This is a genomic window from Coprococcus hominis (ex Arizal et al. 2022) (assembly GCF_040094675.1).
Lineage (GTDB): Bacteria > Bacillota > Clostridia > Lachnospirales > Lachnospiraceae > Coprococcus_C > Coprococcus_C hominis.
The window spans coordinates 91,265-109,399 of the sequence record NZ_JBBNHG010000019.1 but is presented as its reverse complement, the minus strand read 5'-3'; the positions used below and the strand labels follow the sequence as shown (position 1 = coordinate 109,399).

Genomic DNA, 18,135 nt, shown 5'->3' with positions numbered 1-18,135 from the left:
TATGGCAATTCGTGAAAGAATGTCAGGTAACGAGGCAGTTGCACATGCAATCAAGCAGATCAATCCTGACGTAATGGCAGCATTCCCAATCACACCATCGACAGAGATTCCTCAGATGGTATCCACCTTCATTGCAAACGGTGACATCGACACCGAGTTTATCCCGGTTGAATCCGAGCACAGCTCTATGAGTGCCACCATGGGTGCCTGCGCCGCTGGCGCAAGAGCAATCACAGCTACTTCTTCCTGTGGCCTTGCCTACATGTGGGAAGTACTTTATGTCGCAGCTTCCGATCGTCTTCCAATCGTTATGGCGGTTGTAAACCGTGCATTAACCGGACCGATCAACATCAACTGTGACCACTCTGACAGTATGGGTGCCAGAGATGCCGGCTGGATTCAGATCTACGCTGAGAACAATCAGGAAGCCTACGACAATTACATCCAGGCGTTCCGCATTGCAGAGCATCCGGACGTTAAGCTTCCATTTATGGCTTGTCAGGATGGTTTCATCACCAGCCATGCAGTTGAGAATATCTCACTGATTGAGACAGAGAAAGTAAAAGAATTTGTAGGAAGCTATGAACCAGAAAACTTCCTGTTAAATGCAGATATGCCGATGGCAGTTGGTCCTTATGCAAACTCTCCATTCTACATGGAGACAAAGATGAACCAGCGTATCGCCATGAAGAATGCCAAGAAGGTTATCTTAGAGGTCGCAGAGGAATTCGAGAAGATCTCCGGAAGAAAATACGGACTTTTCGAGGAGTATCGCATGGATGACGCCGAGTATGTGATCGTGATCATGGGTTCTGCTGCCGGAACAACGAAGGAAGCCGTTGATGAGCTTCGCGAGCAGGGCATCAAGGCAGGTATGATCAAGGTACGTGTATTCCGTCCATTCCCAGGCGCCGAATTAGCTGCTGCCCTCGAAAATGCAAAGGGCATCGCGATCATGGATCGTGCAGAAAGCTTCTCCGGATGCGGCGGTCCGCTTGGTTCTGAACTGAAGGCTGCTTTATACGATGCAAAGAACGAATCAACAACAGTCAACTATTTCTACGGTCTTGCCGGAAGAGATTACACAGTAGAAACAGCCTGCGGTATCTATCAGGATCTGATAGATTATGTATCCGGCAAGCAGGAAGCAGAACAGTTCAAGTATATCGGACTTAGAAAGTAACGGAGGGAATCGAGATGGCATTTAATTTTAAAGAAGTAATGAGCAAACCGGAACGTCTCGCTCCGGGACATAGAATGTGTGCAGGCTGCGGCGGAACAATCGCTGTTCGTACAGTCCTGCGTGCCCTGCATGAGGGGGATAAGGCGGTTATCGGAAATGCAACCGGCTGTCTGGAAGTATCCAGCTTCATGTATCCATATACCGCATGGGAGGACAGCTACATGCACAATGCATTTGAAAATGCAGGTGCAACACTTTCCGGTATTGAAACTGCTTACCACGCATTAAAGAAGAAGGGAAAGATTTCCGCGAATTACAAGTTCATCACATTCGGTGGTGACGGCGGTACTTACGATATCGGTCTCCAGTCCCTGTCCGGTGCCATGGAGCGTAATCACGATATGGTATATGTCTGCTATGATAACGGCGCTTACATGAACACCGGTATCCAGCGTTCTTCTGCAACACCAATGTTCGCAGATACAACGACAACACCAGTTGGTAAATGCTCCAACGGTAAGATGCAGAACCGGAAGGATCTCGCATCTATCATCGCAAACCATGATATTCCGTATGTTGCACAGTCTACCTTCATCGGAACCATGAAGGATCTGTATGAGAAGTCTGAGAAGGCAATCTACACACCAGGTGCAGCATTCTTAAATATCATGTCACCATGTCCTCGTGGCTGGCGTTATGACACACCCGATATCATGAAGATCTGCAAGCTCGCAGTGGAGACATGCTACTGGCCACTGTTCGAGGTTGTGGAAGGCAAGTGGATCTTGAACTATGAGCCAAAGAAGAAGCTTCCAATTGAAGACTTCCTTCGTCCACAGGGAAGATTCAAGCATCTGTTCAAGCCAGAAAACGAGAACCTGCTTGTACAGTATCAGGAAGAGGTTGACCGCAGATGGGAAAACCTGCTTTATATGTGTTCGAAGTAAATATCTACGACAACGCAAAAGCTCCACGCTTAACTTATAAGCGTGGAGCTTTTTATATCTGTTATACTATACTTCCTGTTTTTCTCCGCCATGCAGCAAAAGCTCTAATATCACCATCTCGGTTGCAAGCTTATCCCGCATTTTACCTGTTTTGATGCTCGTATCTGCTTCCTGACATAACCTCACACAGGAAAGCAGTTGCTCTTTCGTGAAAGAGCGTGCCTGCGCAATATATTTTTTCACAAAGTACGGACGGATACCGAACGCCGAAGCAATCTGTCCCTCTGGTGTACCAGTATCCAGTGCAAACCGGATCTTCAGAAGCTGCATGAAGTTCCGTGTGATCAACACGAGAATCTTCATCGGTGCCTCCTGCAAATACAGCAGATCATCATATAATTCCATTGCCTTTTGCTGTTTTTTTTCTGATATCGCATCAATCATATCAAAGATTTTGTCTTCCACCTGATTCACACAAAGCAGGTCAATGTCTTCTTTGGATACGCTTCCTTTTTCCACAGCATAGGAGCGGAGCTTGTCTGCTTCATTTTTAAGCAGATTCATACTCGTTCCAACTCGATCGATCAGATATCGCAATGTCGCACCGCTGATCGCAATCTGATCCTCTACAAACATTCCATTTAACCAGACAGCTAACATCTCACTGTCCGGTGCATCAAACATTGCTACCGTACCAAGCTGTGCGACAAGCTTGCTTAGTTTCTTCCGGTTGTCAATATTCTTCTCCACGAAGATCAGCACTGTCGTATCTGGCAGTCCATCTAAGGCTTCTTCCAGCTTTTCACAGCCGTTCTTGAAGAAATTGCTGTTCTCAACCAGCACCACTCTGCGTTCTGTAAAAAATGGCATGGTATCTGCAAATTCAATGATGTCCTCTGGTTTGGAATTCTCACCCTTGTAGGTGATAAAATTCATTGTATCGTTTGGATTGATCATCGCCGCGATCAGTTTGTCCCGATACTGATAGATCAGATATGGTTCCGTTCCACCAAGCAGATACACACGACTGAATTCTTTCTTATTGATTTGTTCATTTAAAATGGCCATGCCATTTGCTTTTTCTTTTTTTGCCATGTTGACTCCGATATAGAACACTAACTCCTCTTATTATTCGGTATGTTCACCTTTTGTTTCGTTTGAATACCTCGTTGTTTTCAACGAATACATTGTATCACACCTTTCTTCTTCTATCAATTTTCTGACACAATCTATTTCATTACCACTTCGTCCCTATTAAATATTATTGTATCCTCCAAGCTTTTTATCTCCCCCGAAAAACAACTGCGCCCATCTCATCCGTCCGAAGTACCTTCGTCCCTTCCTGCGCTAACCCTTGTAGCACTTCCGTGTGTGGATGTCCATAACGGTTATTGTATCCACAGGAAATCAAACCATAGTCCGCATGCGCATAGACCCCCTCCACATACGAGTACTTCGAGCCATGATGCGGAAGCTTGATGCAATCATAATCCTGTTGTATATCCATATCTGCGACGGCATCTGCATCCATGTCTCCAGTAAATAACATGTCAAATGTATCAGAATGATATGCCAGTGCCAGACTCGCTGCATTCTTATCCTTTGCACGATATTCTGCAGTTGGATGCAGGCAGGTAAGCGTAAATGTATCATCGCCGATCACGTCGCCCTCCCTCATCCACACGATTGTGATTCCGGCAGCCCGAATCACTGCTTCTAACTCTGCCAATGCCGCATCCTGAAACACATAGGCGGAAAAGACAACCGTCCGCACCTTGATCTGCGTCAGTTTTCCCTGCAATAAAAGTTCTTTTAATCCACTGATATGATCCTCATCGGTATGTGTCACAAACCAACAGTCAATCTCCGTCATGCCTTGCGATCGCAGCGCCGGAAGCAGTGTGTATGTCCCACATTTTGACTGTGACGTCGAGCCGCCGTCAATCACGATATTTCTTCCGTCCGGGGATCGTATCAGGATTCCATCGCCTTGTCCAACATCCAAGAAATAGATTGCTTCTGTGCGTTGCTGCCACACGCATAACGCCTGTCCTGCCCCCTGTAACAGCATACTTATAAGGATCGTGCATACAGTGTAGCGCACGACCTCTCTTTTACGCCAGAACCTGCCGGTATGTTTATATACAAAGTCCCGCAGCTTATTTCTTGTTTTTGTGCGAAGCAATACCAGCGTGCATGCAATCCCGCCATACCACATGCCAATCTGCCAGCCTCGTATCTCTCCTGTAACAAGTGTATTCCACGGCAGTTCCAGTGTCCTTTCGCAAAGCCATGTATATCCCTGTAACATCCACCCAACCGGCAGCATGACGAACCTGCCAAGCGAAATCGTGCCAATGGATACAAGCAAGCCGAACCAGCTTCCTGCTACCACAACCGTCATCCCCGGTACAACGATCAGATTCAGCAATCCTGCATAGACTGGTATCTCGTAATAGGTTTTTGCCACCACAAGAAGCATCATCCCCTGCAATGTTACAGAATAAAACAGGCTCTGCACCACACGGAACCGAAGCGGATATCGTTTCTGAAACCGCCGAAATCCAGTTTTTTTATGCAAGCGCTTCATCCCATAGTTTCCAAGTGATACCCCCGCAATCGCCATATAGCTTAACTGCATCCCGGCATCTAAGATGCGAACCGGGTTGCATAGAAGCATAAAGAACAAGGCAACTCCCATCGCAGTCGGCATATCATAGGATTTCCCGAACATCTGCGCCACAAGAAAAATCACCATCATCCAGATCGCACGCATCGTTGCCAGACTCATTCCGGTCATCATGCCGTACAACAAAAGTCCTGCTATCGTGATAATTCCTGCTACCGGAATCGGCACACGAGCCCGCCGCATCAGTCGAAAGAGCAGTCCTCCAAGCAGGGAAATATGAAGTCCTGATATCGCCAGAATATGCGCAATCCCGCCCATCTGATATAATGTCTTGAGTTCTGCATCTATCCTTGATTTTTCTCCAAGCAGGATTCCAGACACAAGCGACGCCTGTTCTTCTGGAAGAAGCTTTGCAATCTGGCAGTCTGCCCGTATACGCAATTCATATAATATACGTTTTCCCTGATAATACAAATATCTAGGCAGCCCAAGTATTTCCCGCTGATTAACGGTGATCGTCGTCACCTGCGGTGCATAATAATATCCGCTGATATTCCGGGCAAGATAATAGCTGCGTGACTGGAACCCACCCGGATTTCTCACATGCTCAAATGTATCATAAGTACCTGTTACCTGTACAATCTCCGCAATCGTGTGTTCCCCTTCCACACCACGGAGCTGAATATCTCCATGCACGTCAGCTCCGTCCAGTACCCGCATCGTCCATGTTTCTCCCTGCCGGTCAGTCAGAATCCCGGCACAGATGACAGGCTGCCCCTGCGTCTCCCCTCCCGTTGCATAGGTTATAATATCGTAACCGTTTTCCTGCCGGATATCCGGCTTTTCCCGTAGATCCTGCGGAATACGCAAAAAAGCGCCAAGCATTCCAAGACCGACTCCCAGTCCCAGCACGCATGCGCTTTTTCCCTGTTTTTTCTTCCGCACGAAAATCCCAACGCAAACAAGCATAGCACTCACTATGCCTATCTCGCCCACCGTTCTTGTGTACAGGCCAATCACCTCTCCAAGTGCATACGCCAAAGCCACACAAAATACTGGTCGTTTCATACGTCTCCTATATTCTTTTATTCTTGTACTACATTTGCATTAAATGGTAATGGTTTGTCTATTGCAACCACATTCCGGTACATTGGCACGATTTTTCCATCAATCAGAATCTGTACCGTATCCACGTCTGTCTGTGCAATTACCGAATTCACGACTGCATACAACGCAAGCTCTGGTGAAATCGTTCCCACGGCATTTGTAAATTCCTCTGACAGATCCAGATAGCAGACCGAATCATGAACCGACACCTGGTTCACCTTTGTGTCTGGCGAAAGCACTTTTTTCTGTACCAGCTCCCGCACGATATACTCCTGATCGGACGTCTGTGGCTCCGACTGCACTTTGATTCCATAGGATTCCAGTGCAGTTCCCTGCGCATTTGGTGCATACATGGTAATTGATTCCTCTGCCAGACTCAGTTCGTCGGTACCATAATAATAAACAGAATCCCGCAGGAACAACTGCTCTGCATACACTTTTTCGTCATGCCCCTTTACGGTCAGTGCAATGCTGGAAATATCATCCATCTGGAACAATGTCTTCGTTGTGGCTGCCATGATCAGCAATATATCTTCCTGCTCGTAACTGCCTTCCACAAGTGTGATATCCATCTGCAAACTGTTATCCTCGCCCATCATATAACTGTAAGCTTCGATCTTCGATGTTTCCATTGCTGTGAGTGCCGTCATTGCATCCTCCACGCAGGATGCGATTGCATCCGGTGTTTTCAACTGGTAATCTGCATCGGCACGCACAACTGTGTTATCCTCTGCCAGATACAGATGAATCATATTATCTGCAAGCGGTGTAATCTCTCCAGTCTGTGCTTTCCCACAGGCTGTCAGGCAAAGCAGTGTCGCGATCACGCATCCGGTTTTCCAATACTTCTTTCTCATTCTGCATCGCCCTCCTTTCGTGCTGTATCCACGGAGGCATCCGATTTCATCGGAATGCGAATGGTAAATGTAGTGCCCTCTCCAGACTCGCTGTACAATTTGATTGAACCCTTGTGCATCTGAATGACGCTTTTCGTGATAGCAAGTCCAAGTCCTGTACCACCGGTATCCCGGCTTCGCGCTTTATCTACCCGGTAGAAACGTTCAAATACATGCTCCTTGCAGTCATCCGGGATTCCAACACCGGAATCTGCAACCTTCACATAGAAGTTGCGGTGGTCTGCATTGAGCGTCACTTTCACCCAGCCATTGTCAACATTGTACTTCACCGCATTCTCTATAATATTCGTCAGAGCCAGACTCAGTTTGACCTCATCCACCCATGCCGTCACATCACGGTAGCTCTCGTAAGTAATCTGGATTCCACGGCTTTTGGCGATTGGCGTTACGCGCTTCAGGATCACCTCCAACAGATCATTGATCTTTATCTCCTCGATATTCATCGCGGCTGATTTTTTATCCATTTTTACAAGTGTCAGCAGATCGGTAATAATTTTACTTTCTCTGTCAATCTCATCCACGATATCAGTCATAAATTCCTTGTACATTGCAAGATCCGCAGATTCGTTCTGTATCAGAGAATCTGCCAACACCTTCATCGACGTGATCGGCGTCTTTAATTCATGTGACACATTCGATACAAACTCCTGTCGTGTGGAGTCAATGACCATCAGCTTGGATATCGTCGCATTGTAACGTTCCGTCAGCTGTTTAAACTCCTTGAATCCACGCACTGGAATCTGTGTCTCCAGCTGTCCTTCTCCCGCGATTTCCATCTGCTGATTGATACGCTTGATCCCACGTGAGCTTGCATTGCCGATTGCCCATGCTGCACCAATGCAGATTGCCATGATAAGTGCAAATGACAACCAGTTTCGTCGTTCTACCCGGCGTTCAATTACCTTCAGGCTGTCCGTCGATGCCTGAATCACAAGCACGCCCTGTACATCCTGTTCCTGCTTCACAGCTGTGATATATTCAAGATATCCATCCTTCTTCGATATCTTCTCACTCGCCTGTCCGCGCATTACAGCCATAATATCCGGATTTACAATCTGTGCATTTTCATGGTTTCCATAAGTATCCTTGATCACCCGGTACTCCCGGTTTATCACAAGCACCCTGCCGTAAAAAGTCGTTGCGACACCTTCGATACGAAGATTTAAATCCTGTGGGTCATCGAGCGTCATATGATTCTCAAGCAGATTATTCTTCAGATATTCCGCCTGCGCCATCACATTTTTTTCAAGCTGTTCCTGATATCGCTGCACATACAGACGGCTTGACATCAGCGAATACACAAGCATAATCCCTGCACACAGCACGATGATCAGAAACGTCACAAACCATCGGAGGCTGATGCCCATATGTTTATGCTGGCGCTTCTCCGCCCGTTCCCGGCGTTTCAGCTTTTTACGTTCTAATTTTTCATCCTTTTTTTCTTCTTTTATTTCGTCTTTCACGTTGTTTCATTCCGTCCTTTTCCAGAATACCACTACTATATCACACCGTCCGTTTTGCTTCAAGGCACTTGTACAATCCATGCGAAATTGCTATGATACAAGTACAACACCGAAAGGGGGATACACTTATGAATTTTGATCCTGTTTCCATGCCAAAGGTCGAACTGCACTGCCATCTGGATGGTTCTTTGAGCAAAGAATTCCTGATGCAGACCTTACAGCTTTCGACACTGGACATGCATACAATACAGGCACCTGCCAACTGTCAGTCACTTGCCGAATATCTGACCTGCTTTGACCTTCCGGTATCCGCACTGCAGGAAAAAGAGCATATCCGGGATGCCGTCGTTGATGTCGTGCGACAGGCAGCCGCAGAAAATGTCCGCTATATGGAAATCCGGTTTGCACCTATGCTGAGCGTCAACAGTCACCTGGATCTGGAAAATGTCGTGCAGGCGGCTGTCTATGGATGCCAGAAAGCATTTGACCGGTATGGAGTATTCACCAATCTGATCTTATGTGCGATGCGCCATCACTCCCCACAGCAAAATCATCTGGTTGTCCGCTGTGCCAGAGAATTCTTAGGAAATGGCGTCTGTGCGTTAGACCTTGCCGGTGATGAAGCCGGACATCCAAACGAAGAATTTGAAGCGCTGTTCGAGGAAGCAAGGCGAATGGAGGTGCCTGTCACAATTCATTCCGGCGAATGTGGCAGTGCCAGAAATGTCGCGCTCGCCCTCCAATATGGAGCACGCCGGATCGGACATGGCATTGCAGCCATCAAAGATCCTGCTCTGCTGGAAGCCTGTCGCAACGCACACATCGGTTTTGAGCTTTGTCCAACCTCGAATTTCCAGACAAAAGCAGCGACTGAACTGGACGCGTATCCACTCCATGCGTTTCTGGATTTTGGACTGCTTGCAACAATCAACACCGACAATCGTACCGTGAGCCACACAACGCTGACTGACGAATATACCTTTGCCCTTGAAAAGCTCCACATAGAAAAAGAAGATCTCCGGACACTGTATAAAAACAGTGTGGAAATCTCCTTTGCCTCTGACTCTGTCAAGCATCAATTACTGTATCTTCTGCCATAGCGAACTTTTTTCGCTGTGTACAGATTACTCGTGGAAATAATATCCCACGCCCCATTTTGTATGAATGTATTTTGGATCGGCTGGTGTTGCCTCAATCTTCTCACGAAGTCGACGCACATGCACATCCACGGTTCTGGCATCGCCCGGATAAGATGGTCCCCAGATAGTTTTGAGCAACTGCTCTCTGGAATATACCTTGTTCGGGTTTGATACCAGCAGATATACAAGTTCAAACTCCTTGGCTGTCAGGTTGACTTCCTTGTCATCGATATATACCCGGCGGCTGTCCACATCAATCTTCAGTCCCTTTGTCTCAATCACCTTCTGATTTTCCTGTTCCGGCACATTCCGGTTATTCCGACGGAAAATCGCCTTGATTCTCGCCTTTACTTCCAATATATTAAACGGCTTTGTTATGTAATCGTCTGCGCCATATTCCAGTCCCAGTATCTTGTCCATATCATCGCCCTTAGCTGTCAGCATAATGATTGGCACATCCGAAAACTCGCGGATCATCTGACACACTTCCAGTCCGCTAAATCCCGGCAGCATGATGTCCAGTAAAATCATATCGTAATGATTTGCCTTTGCAAGCTCCAGTGCGGTTTCACCATCGTAAGCAACTTCGACTTTCATATCGTCCTGCTCTAAGCTGAACTTGATACCCTTTACGATTGACTTTTCATCATCTACCACCAAAATTTTCTTCATTCTATACACCTCATCCCACAATAATTAAGTCCTTGATTTTATTATATATGCCCTCTTTGATTCCACGGATATTCATAAGCTCCTCCGTGTTCTGAAATTTCCCCTGGGCTTCCCGATATGCGATAATCGCATCCGCTTTGCTCTCGCCAATTCCCGGCAATGTCATCAGTGCGTCTTTTCCGGCGGTATTGATGTTGATCTTCCCGTCCATTTCCACATTTGTACCGGCTGGTGCATCCTGCGCCGATGTCCCATCTGTCTCCCGACCTGATAAGGAAATCCCGTTTGTCTCCTCCATCGTCGGAATGTAGATCTGTTCTCCCGCCACAACGGTCTGCGCCAGATTCACATAGGTAACATCCGCATCGTCCGTAAATCCACCTGCCATTTGAACCGCTGTCTCTCTGATTGCAGAACCTGCAACATAATAGACACCCGGCTGTCGTACCGCACCACACACATACACAGCCACATCGTCTGACTGCTCCTGCTCCGGTGTTTCCGCTTCGGTTGTCGTCGTTGCAAACGCCTCTGCCGATGAAACCACTGTTTCTTCTCCACCAGCGTCATCCATCATCTGCGTTTCTGTCTGTGTCTCACTCGTAAGCAGCTTTACCTGTCTGCCACAGCCACACAAAGCCACTGCCAACACACAGCCAGCAATTATAAATTTTATGTACTGCAAAATGAAATAGCTCCCTTCTAAAAAAGTCTGGTATTCCATATTGCATATTCAAGACATACACCCATTGTACAGAACTTCCCACGGAATTACAATAGGCGGATTTCACGAAAAAAAGTTACTTCTCCCACTGAAAAATGATAAATCCCACTACGGACACAACGATACCAACCAGCTTCGTCCACTGAAAATCTGCTTTCTCGACACCGAACCAGCCAAAAAGCTCAATCAGGTATGCAATCAATAGCTGCGAAATCACAATCAGCAGCACTGCCTTCGCCGGTCCCAATCCTGCCATCGCTGTAATGACGGTCCATGTAATAAAGGCACCGATCACACCGCCTAACAGCATATATTTGTGATCGACCTGCGCAAGCGAGAATATCCCTGCATGATTCCGCTCAAAGATCGCCCACAGGGCAATCGCAACAACAAATCCGGAAAATGCCACCCACGCAGACGCAAGCCACGTAGACGTCTGCTTTGTCACGCCTGTATTAAATACACCCTGTACACTCATCAATGCACCGGATATCAATGCGACTATTATTCCCCACATAAAAAACTACCTCCATAGACAAAATGTATATAGAGGTAGTTTGTGTTAATTATTTCATTTTCATTCGGACAACTTAGAATAATGGCTCCTTCAAAATCGCGGTACCAATACCCTTTTCCGTAAAGAACTCCAGAAGCAGGCAATGCTCTACACGACCATCGAGCATATGGACACGTGCAACACCGTTCTTCATTGCCTCGATACAGTTTGTAAGCTTTGGAAGCATACCGCCGCCGACAACGCCGCTGTCGATAAATTCCTGTGCTTCGTTAATATCCATCTCGGAAATCAAAGTTGTCTTGTCCGTTGGATCTACGAATACACCTTCGATATCGGTCAGGAATACAAGCTTCTCTGCGTTGATGGCTGTTGCGATCGCACATGCTGCATCATCTGCATTGATGTTATAGCCATGATAATCGTCGATGCCAATACCAATCGGAGCGATAACCGGGATGAAATCATTTGCAATCAGTGTGTCAATAATCGTAGGATCTGCGGATACAACCTCTCCGACATAGCCGATATCCTTGCCGCCGGAAAGCTTCTTCTGTACCTTCAGAAGTCCGGAATCCTTACCGCTGATACCAACTGCTTTTAATCCAAGCTTCTGCATCATAGATACCAGGCTCTTGTTGACCTTGGAAAGTACCATCTCTGCGACATCGAGTGTCTCCTCGTCAGTCACACGCAGACCATTTACGAACTCGGATTCTTTACCGATTTTCTTTAACCATGCGCTGATCTCCTTGCCGCCGCCATGTACAATGATCGGCTCCATACCGATCAACTTCAGCAGGGCAACATCCTTGATGACATTGTATTTTAAGTTCTCATCAACCATTGCACTTCCACCGTATTTGACAACGACACGCTTGCCGTTGAATTTCTGTATGTAAGGAAGCGCCTCGATCAGTGTCTGCGCTTTCGCAAGTATCATATCCATTGAATCATTATTTACCATCTTGTTTTCCTCCATTTTCATTCATCCTAGGAACGATAGTCCGCATTGATTTTCACGTAATCATAGGTGAGGTCACAGCCCCATGCAGTTGCTTCCGCATCGCCATCACGGACATCGACCTTTGCAATCACGACATCCGGCGACAGGATCTCTGCTGCCTTCTCCTCATCAAAGGCAGTTGCCACACCATTTTCTACCAGTGCGATCTCGCCTTTTTCAGATGCCATCACGATATCGACCTTGAGTGGATCAAACTGTGCGCCAGAATATCCCATTGCACACAGAATTCGTCCCCAGTTTGCGTCTTTTCCAAAGATTGCACATTTCGTCAGGTTGGAAGTGATGATAGACTTTGCAAGCACCTTTGCTGTCTGCTTATCCTTCGCGTGTTTCACCTGCACCTCGAACAGACGGCTTGCCCCCTCTCCGTCACCGGCGATCTGCTTTGCAAGATAAGTATTGACTGCGAGCAGTGCCTCCTTGAATGCCTCGTAATCTTCGTTCTCCTCGGTAATCTCCGGGTTACCTGCCATACCATTTGCCATCACTAATACGGTATCGTTCGTTGATGTATCGCCGTCCACCGATACCATGTTAAATGTATCCTCGATAGAACCCTTCAGCGCCTTGTCCAGCAGATTCTTCGAGATTGCTGCATCTGTCATGATGAACCCAAGCATCGTTCCCATGTTCGGATGGATCATACCGGAACCTTTGCACATTGCTCCAAATGTGACTGTCTTTCCACCGATTGTTGTCTCATAGGCAATCTGTTTCGGATGCGTATCGGTTGTAAGGATTGCCTCTGCGGCATCCTGTGCAGACTGTACATCACTTTTCAGCATACCGGAAAGCTTCTTCACACCATCTGCAATCACGTCCATCGGCAATGTAAATCCGATGACACCGGTCGATGCAACCAGCACCGTATCGGATGAAATATTCAATGCCTCGCCCGCAAGCTTTGCTGTCTCTGCTGCATTCTCATAGCCTGCCTGTCCGGTACATGCATTTGCAATACCGGTATTTATTACAACTGCCTGTGCCACACCAGCATCTGTGACCTTCTTGTCCCAGAGTACCGGAGCTGCCTTGACAAGATTCTTCGTGAAGGTACCTGCGGTGACCGCCGGCTTCTCTGAGAAGATCATTGCCATATCCTTATTCGTCTTTCCTTTTTTGATTCCGGCTCTTGTGCCGGCGGTTGTATATCCCTTTGCGGCGGTTACGCCGCCCTCGATCTGCTTCATCTCGATTTCCTCCTTATTATTTGTATCGAGACGGATACAATTACGATTCTACGCAGACGCGCTCCCGCTCACTTCATCACGTAGTGGTACTAAATTCACGTCAAACAAGTTTGCCGTTCATTAAGTACCAACGTGCTTCAATGGTCTGCTTTAGAATTCGTAATTGCATCCGTCTCTATCCACATATTAATCACAAATTCTTTTTGTATAAATCGTTGTTGCTAAACCTTACCTTGTTATGGGAACATTGGTGGCATCAGAAGTCCTTCTTCTTCCGGTAAGCCCATGATCAGGTTCATGTTCTGGACTGCCTGTCCGGCAGCACCCTTCACCAGATTATCCATCGCACCCATCACAACGACACGTTTCGTTCTAGGGTCAATCACAAAATTCACATCCACATAGTTGCTGCCTTCTACCCAGCGTGTCTCCGGGCAGACGCCCTTTTCAAGCACACGCACGAAGCGCTCCTTGCCATAATATTTATCATACACTGCCTTGATATCCTCGTAAGAGACATCCTTCACAAGCTTTGCATATGCTGTTACTAAAATACCGCGGTTCATCGGTACGAGATGTGGTGTGAAGTTGATTGTAAGCGGTGTACCATCATAAGCATAACCAAGCTGCTCTTCGATCTCCGGAGTATGTCGGTGTGTTGTCACGCCGTACGCCTTGATGCTCTCATTGACCTCACAGTAGAGGTTTGCAACCTTGGCGCCACGTCCCGCTCCGGATGTTCCGGATTTCGCATCCACGATGATCGTATCGACATCAACCAGACGCTCCTTTACGAGTGGATACAGAGAAAGAATCGAGCAGGTTGTATAACAGCCCGGATTCGCGATCAGACGTGCCTTCTTGATATCCTCACGATTGATCTCACACAGTCCATATACTGCCTCTTCGATAAACTGTGGACTCTTGTGCTCTAAGTTGTACCATTTCTCATACGTCGCTACATCCTTGATACGGAAATCCGCGGACAGATCCACAATCTTCGTATTCGATAAGATCTGCTCATTTACAAGCGATGCGCAAAGCCCCTGCGGTGTCGCAGTAAAGATTACATCCGCCTGCTTGCTAAGCTCATCCATATTATCATCCATACATTTCGCATCGACTAACTGAAACATGTTCCGATATACAGATGCGTATTCCTGATCGATATAACTTCTGGAACCATACCAGACGATCTCTGCGTCCTTATGTCCCAGCAAAATACGTACTAATTCCTGACCGGCATATCCGGTTGCTCCTATAATTCCGACCTTTACCATTGTTCCTGCCTCTTTTCCGTAATCACAAATTTGTCTCATTATACATCCGTAGTTTTATTTATGCAACCCTATTTCAATATTTTATGTATAATTTCACAGGATAATCTTGTTTTATGCATAATTTTATTCATTTATACATATATTATGCAGAAATATGCAAAATTTCTGGTTGCATCTTGCAGAAAAAAGAAGTATACTAGACAAAACGTGTCGCAACGTGAATTATTACATATTTTATGGAGGAAACTTTGATGGGTAAAGAGAAAGTTATTCTTGCGTATTCTGGTGGTCTGGATACCACAGCAATCATCCCTTGGTTAAAGGAAACTTACAATTTCGATGTTGTATGTGTATGTATCGATGTCGGACAGGAAAGCGAGCTGGAAGGCCTCGACGAGAGAGCCAAATATTCAGGAGCTGAGAAGCTCTACATTCTGGATGTCGTTGATGAATTCTGTGATGAGTACATCCTTCCAGGTGTAAAGGCAAATGCAACTTACGAGTATGAGTATCTGCTTGGTACTTCTTTTGCAAGACCGCTGATCGCAAAGAAGCTGGTAGAGATCGCACGTAAGGAAGGTGCTACAACGATCTGCCACGGTGCTACTGGTAAAGGAAATGATCAGGTTCGTTTCGAGATCAATATCAAGGCACTTGCACCAGACTTAAATGTCATCGCAACATGGAGACAGCCAGAGTGGACGATGCAGTCCCGTGAGGATGAAATCGCATTCTGTAAGAAGCACGGCATCGATCTTCCATTTGATGTGACAACATCTTACAGCCGTGACCGTAACATCTGGCACATCAGCCACGAAGGTCTGGAGCTTGAAGATCCATCTTTGGAGCCAAACTGGGATCACCTTCTTGTACTTGGTACATATCCTGAGAAGGCACCAGATGAGGCTGAATATGTAACTGTAAACTTCGAGAAGGGTGTTCCGACTGCAGTCAATGGCAAGCAGATGAAGATGTCCGACGTAGTCCGTGAGCTGAACCGTCTCGGTGGCAAGCATGGTGTTGGTATCGTAGATATCGTAGAGAACCGTGTCGTTGGTATGAAGTCCCGTGGTGTCTATGAGACTCCTGGTGGAACCATCCTCTTAGCTGCTCATAAGCAGTTGGAAGAGTTGATCCTCGACAGAGATACACTTGCATTCAAGAAGACAGTTTCAGACAAGTATGCAGATCTTGTATACGAAGGAAAATGGTTCTGCCCACTCCGTGAGGCATTGCAGGCATTTATCGAAAGCACACAGGATCGTATCACAGGTGAAGTGAAGTTCAAGCTTTACAAAGGTAACATCATCAAGGCTGGTACAACTTCTCCTTATACACTCTACTCTGAGTCACTTGCAAGCTTTACAACTGGCGATCTGTACGATCATCACGACGCAGAAGGCTTCATCCATCTGTTCGGTCTTTCTATGAAGGTTCGTGCAATGCTCGACCAGAAGCGTGAAGAAAAGGATAAGAATAACGATAAATAAATTTACGTGTTCTATAAAAAGAAGAACCTCGGCAAATGCCGGGGTTCTTCTTTTTTGTCTGATTATTTATCAAGCTTCAGATACTTCTCCCAGAATTCCAAAGAAGTAAACTGTGGTCTTGCTTTATGCCATTTCTTTCTGTCCCGCTTGTAATACAGCAGGATATTCTTGGCTGTCTTTAAATACTCGCCCAGATAATGGAAACCTTTCTTGTAATCTCTCTGCAGGATATAGCCTGCATTCTTCTCTTCATCGTACAGGAACATCCGCTTGTAGATATGTGGCTGCTCGATACCGATCGCAGATACTGCCTTGATATCCCGCAATGGTGGCAACAACCAGCAGAACATACAGATGATTCCATTGACAAACGGCGGGAAGAAATTCTTCTTCATCTTCACCGGCTCCTTGATGCCTGCTTCTTCCGGTGAGATAAACTTGTAATTGAGTGTTGCAAGCTCTGCATGTTTCTGTACCGGGTCGATCTGCATAAATGCTTCCGGTCCCTTGTGGAAATCATTGTATCCCTGCAGGATACACTCTACCAGATTGTACCGGTAATCAACTACATGAATTCCCATCATCATCGTCATATATCCAAGCAGCTTCCACGGTGAGCCAAGTTCTTTCATCGTAGATGCCTCCGCAATCAATGCATTTCGCATGTCATAATATGACATCGATACAGACGCCTTGTTTGGTGCCTGTGGATGCCATACGCAAATACCATTGATCAGGATGACACCCTTGTCTGAATGGCGCACACCGTATTCAATATCATCGAAATGAATAAATGCAGGAATTGGGAGATTGTCTGCCTGTATCTCTGTTGTTGGAATACAGTTATACCACCAGCCACTGTAATTGATCGGTGTCTCCTGCTCGTTTGCACTTACCATATCCGGCTTGCGCATGTCATAATGGCGATGATAGAAATCATTCAGCTGCCAATGTGTCAAAGCACCTGCCTCAAACTGCATATATTTACGGTCAAGCTCAAACATCTCGCCACCAAGGATTGCGCTCTGATATTCCTTCTTCACATGTGACAGGAACAACCATGTCCGTTCTACTACGGCTGTATCAAGCAGAATATCATCATCCATCAGGATAATATGCGTAAATGGCGATGGTTTTCTATAAAACAAAGCTTCCATAATGCAGCGGGTAAATCCACCTGCACCACCCGCATTGATATTCGGGAATACATGAATCTTATCGCTGTCAAAGGTATCCGGCTCGATCGTCTGTCCATTATCGGATACATAGACCTCCAGATTTCCATAAAGCGGGCTGTCCGGATTATTGATAATGTGATTCAATACCAGATTAACATTTCGTTTTAAAAACTCCTCCCGCTTAAATGTACAGATTCCAAGTGCAATGACCGGCTTCTGCGTCATCACAGCCTCGGTTCCATACCCACCGGACAATAGAACCTCCGAGATATCAGATACCTCTTTCTGGCATTTTATATTCACATACAAAATACCATCGTCTGGCAATTCCTCAAACTGCAGGTGGTATTTGTTTCCATCCTTTGACACGGAACACGGAATTTTACGACGCACAACTGCTACATACTTAGATGGCGACTCTTTCTGAATCATTTCCCGTGTACAATCATGTCCGGCTGCTACACTGCCGACTGCGTGTACGCAGGTAAACTGCAATGCTTCTTCGGACTCTACCTCAAAATAAAGGTTATCCAGATCGGTATATTTCTTCCACTTTCCAATTGAAAATGCGTTAAAATATGTCTCTAACGATATCTTGTCTTCCTTAATTCTATAATACATTTTCTGCTCCGGGCAGACCTCCTGCTTCGGAAACAAAAGCGGTTGTATAATCAT

Annotated in this window: 15 protein-coding genes; 4 read left to right on the top strand and 11 right to left on the bottom strand. The window is 46.3% G+C overall.

All coding sequences use genetic code 11. From position 1 onward, the window contains the following. The first annotated feature begins 1 nt into the window (after position 1). On the top strand, positions 2-1,183 hold the full coding sequence (gene porA, locus AAAT93_RS01470; protein WP_196021110.1) for a pyruvate ferredoxin oxidoreductase: 1,182 nt from the start codon (positions 2-4) through the stop codon (positions 1,181-1,183). Positions 1,184-1,197: 14 nt separating this feature from the next. Next, positions 1,198-2,130, top strand: coding sequence for a thiamine pyrophosphate-dependent enzyme (locus tag AAAT93_RS01465; RefSeq protein ID WP_021985674.1), 933 nt, complete (start codon positions 1,198-1,200; stop codon positions 2,128-2,130). Between the two features lie 66 nt (positions 2,131-2,196). Here AAAT93_RS01465 and holA read toward each other — a convergent pair whose 3' ends face one another. The 4 genes from holA to AAAT93_RS01445 form a co-directional block, all read right to left on the bottom strand. Beyond that, complete coding sequence (gene holA, locus AAAT93_RS01460; RefSeq protein WP_147353285.1) at positions 2,197-3,225, bottom strand: DNA polymerase III subunit delta; 1,029 nt, start codon at positions 3,223-3,225, stop codon at positions 2,197-2,199. 187 nt (positions 3,226-3,412) lie between these two features. Next, positions 3,413-5,827 (bottom strand): DNA internalization-related competence protein ComEC/Rec2, encoded by a 2,415-nt coding sequence (locus AAAT93_RS01455; RefSeq protein WP_227573343.1) that lies wholly within the window; start codon positions 5,825-5,827, stop codon positions 3,413-3,415. Between the two features lie 17 nt (positions 5,828-5,844). Next, a complete protein-coding gene (locus tag AAAT93_RS01450) occupies positions 5,845-6,723 on the bottom strand; it encodes a GerMN domain-containing protein (RefSeq protein ID WP_195541312.1) in 879 nt (292 codons plus the stop codon). Continuing rightward, positions 6,720-8,246: a sensor histidine kinase gene (locus AAAT93_RS01445; RefSeq protein ID WP_021985678.1), complete on the bottom strand. Its 1,527-nt coding sequence runs from the start codon at positions 8,244-8,246 to the stop codon at positions 6,720-6,722. The genes AAAT93_RS01450 and AAAT93_RS01445 overlap by 4 nt, the downstream gene beginning before the upstream one ends. 128 nt (positions 8,247-8,374) lie before the next feature. Here AAAT93_RS01445 and add point away from each other — a divergent pair, with 128 nt between their 5' ends. Continuing rightward, positions 8,375-9,346 carry an adenosine deaminase gene (gene add, locus AAAT93_RS01440; RefSeq protein WP_021985679.1) on the top strand — a complete coding sequence of 324 codons (972 nt, stop codon included), beginning with the start codon at positions 8,375-8,377 and terminating at the stop codon, positions 9,344-9,346. Positions 9,347-9,370: 24 nt separating this feature from the next. On the opposite strand, the gene AAAT93_RS01435 is transcribed toward add, so the two are convergent. The 6 genes from AAAT93_RS01435 to argC form a co-directional block, all read right to left on the bottom strand. Beyond that, positions 9,371-10,057, bottom strand: coding sequence for a response regulator transcription factor (locus AAAT93_RS01435; protein WP_117780822.1), 687 nt, complete (start codon positions 10,055-10,057; stop codon positions 9,371-9,373). Positions 10,058-10,067: 10 nt separating this feature from the next. Further along, the gene (locus AAAT93_RS01430; RefSeq protein ID WP_227573342.1) at positions 10,068-10,742 is read right to left on the bottom strand and encodes a helix-hairpin-helix domain-containing protein; all 675 of its coding nucleotides are present in this window, start codon (positions 10,740-10,742) and stop codon (positions 10,068-10,070) included. A 115-nt stretch (positions 10,743-10,857) separates the two neighbouring features. Further along, a complete protein-coding gene (locus tag AAAT93_RS01425) occupies positions 10,858-11,298 on the bottom strand; it encodes a DMT family transporter (RefSeq protein ID WP_227573341.1) in 441 nt (146 codons plus the stop codon). 73 nt (positions 11,299-11,371) lie between these two features. Continuing rightward, positions 11,372-12,262 (bottom strand): acetylglutamate kinase, encoded by an 891-nt coding sequence (gene argB, locus AAAT93_RS01420; protein WP_330594741.1) that lies wholly within the window; start codon positions 12,260-12,262, stop codon positions 11,372-11,374. A gap of 26 nt (positions 12,263-12,288) precedes the next feature. Next, positions 12,289-13,512 (bottom strand): bifunctional ornithine acetyltransferase/N-acetylglutamate synthase, encoded by a 1,224-nt coding sequence (argJ, locus tag AAAT93_RS01415; RefSeq protein ID WP_227573340.1) that lies wholly within the window; start codon positions 13,510-13,512, stop codon positions 12,289-12,291. Positions 13,513-13,748: 236 nt separating this feature from the next. Beyond that, positions 13,749-14,792, bottom strand: a complete 1,044-nt coding sequence (argC, locus tag AAAT93_RS01410; RefSeq protein ID WP_021985685.1) for an N-acetyl-gamma-glutamyl-phosphate reductase — start codon at positions 14,790-14,792, stop codon at positions 13,749-13,751. Positions 14,793-15,043: 251 nt separating this feature from the next. Here argC and AAAT93_RS01405 point away from each other — a divergent pair, with 251 nt between their 5' ends. Beyond that, a complete protein-coding gene (locus AAAT93_RS01405; protein ID WP_021985686.1) occupies positions 15,044-16,282 on the top strand; it encodes an argininosuccinate synthase in 1,239 nt (412 codons plus the stop codon). A gap of 62 nt (positions 16,283-16,344) precedes the next feature. Here AAAT93_RS01405 and AAAT93_RS01400 read toward each other — a convergent pair whose 3' ends face one another. Beyond that, positions 16,345-18,135 carry a glycosyltransferase gene (locus AAAT93_RS01400; RefSeq protein ID WP_227573339.1) on the bottom strand — a complete coding sequence of 597 codons (1,791 nt, stop codon included), beginning with the start codon at positions 18,133-18,135 and terminating at the stop codon, positions 16,345-16,347.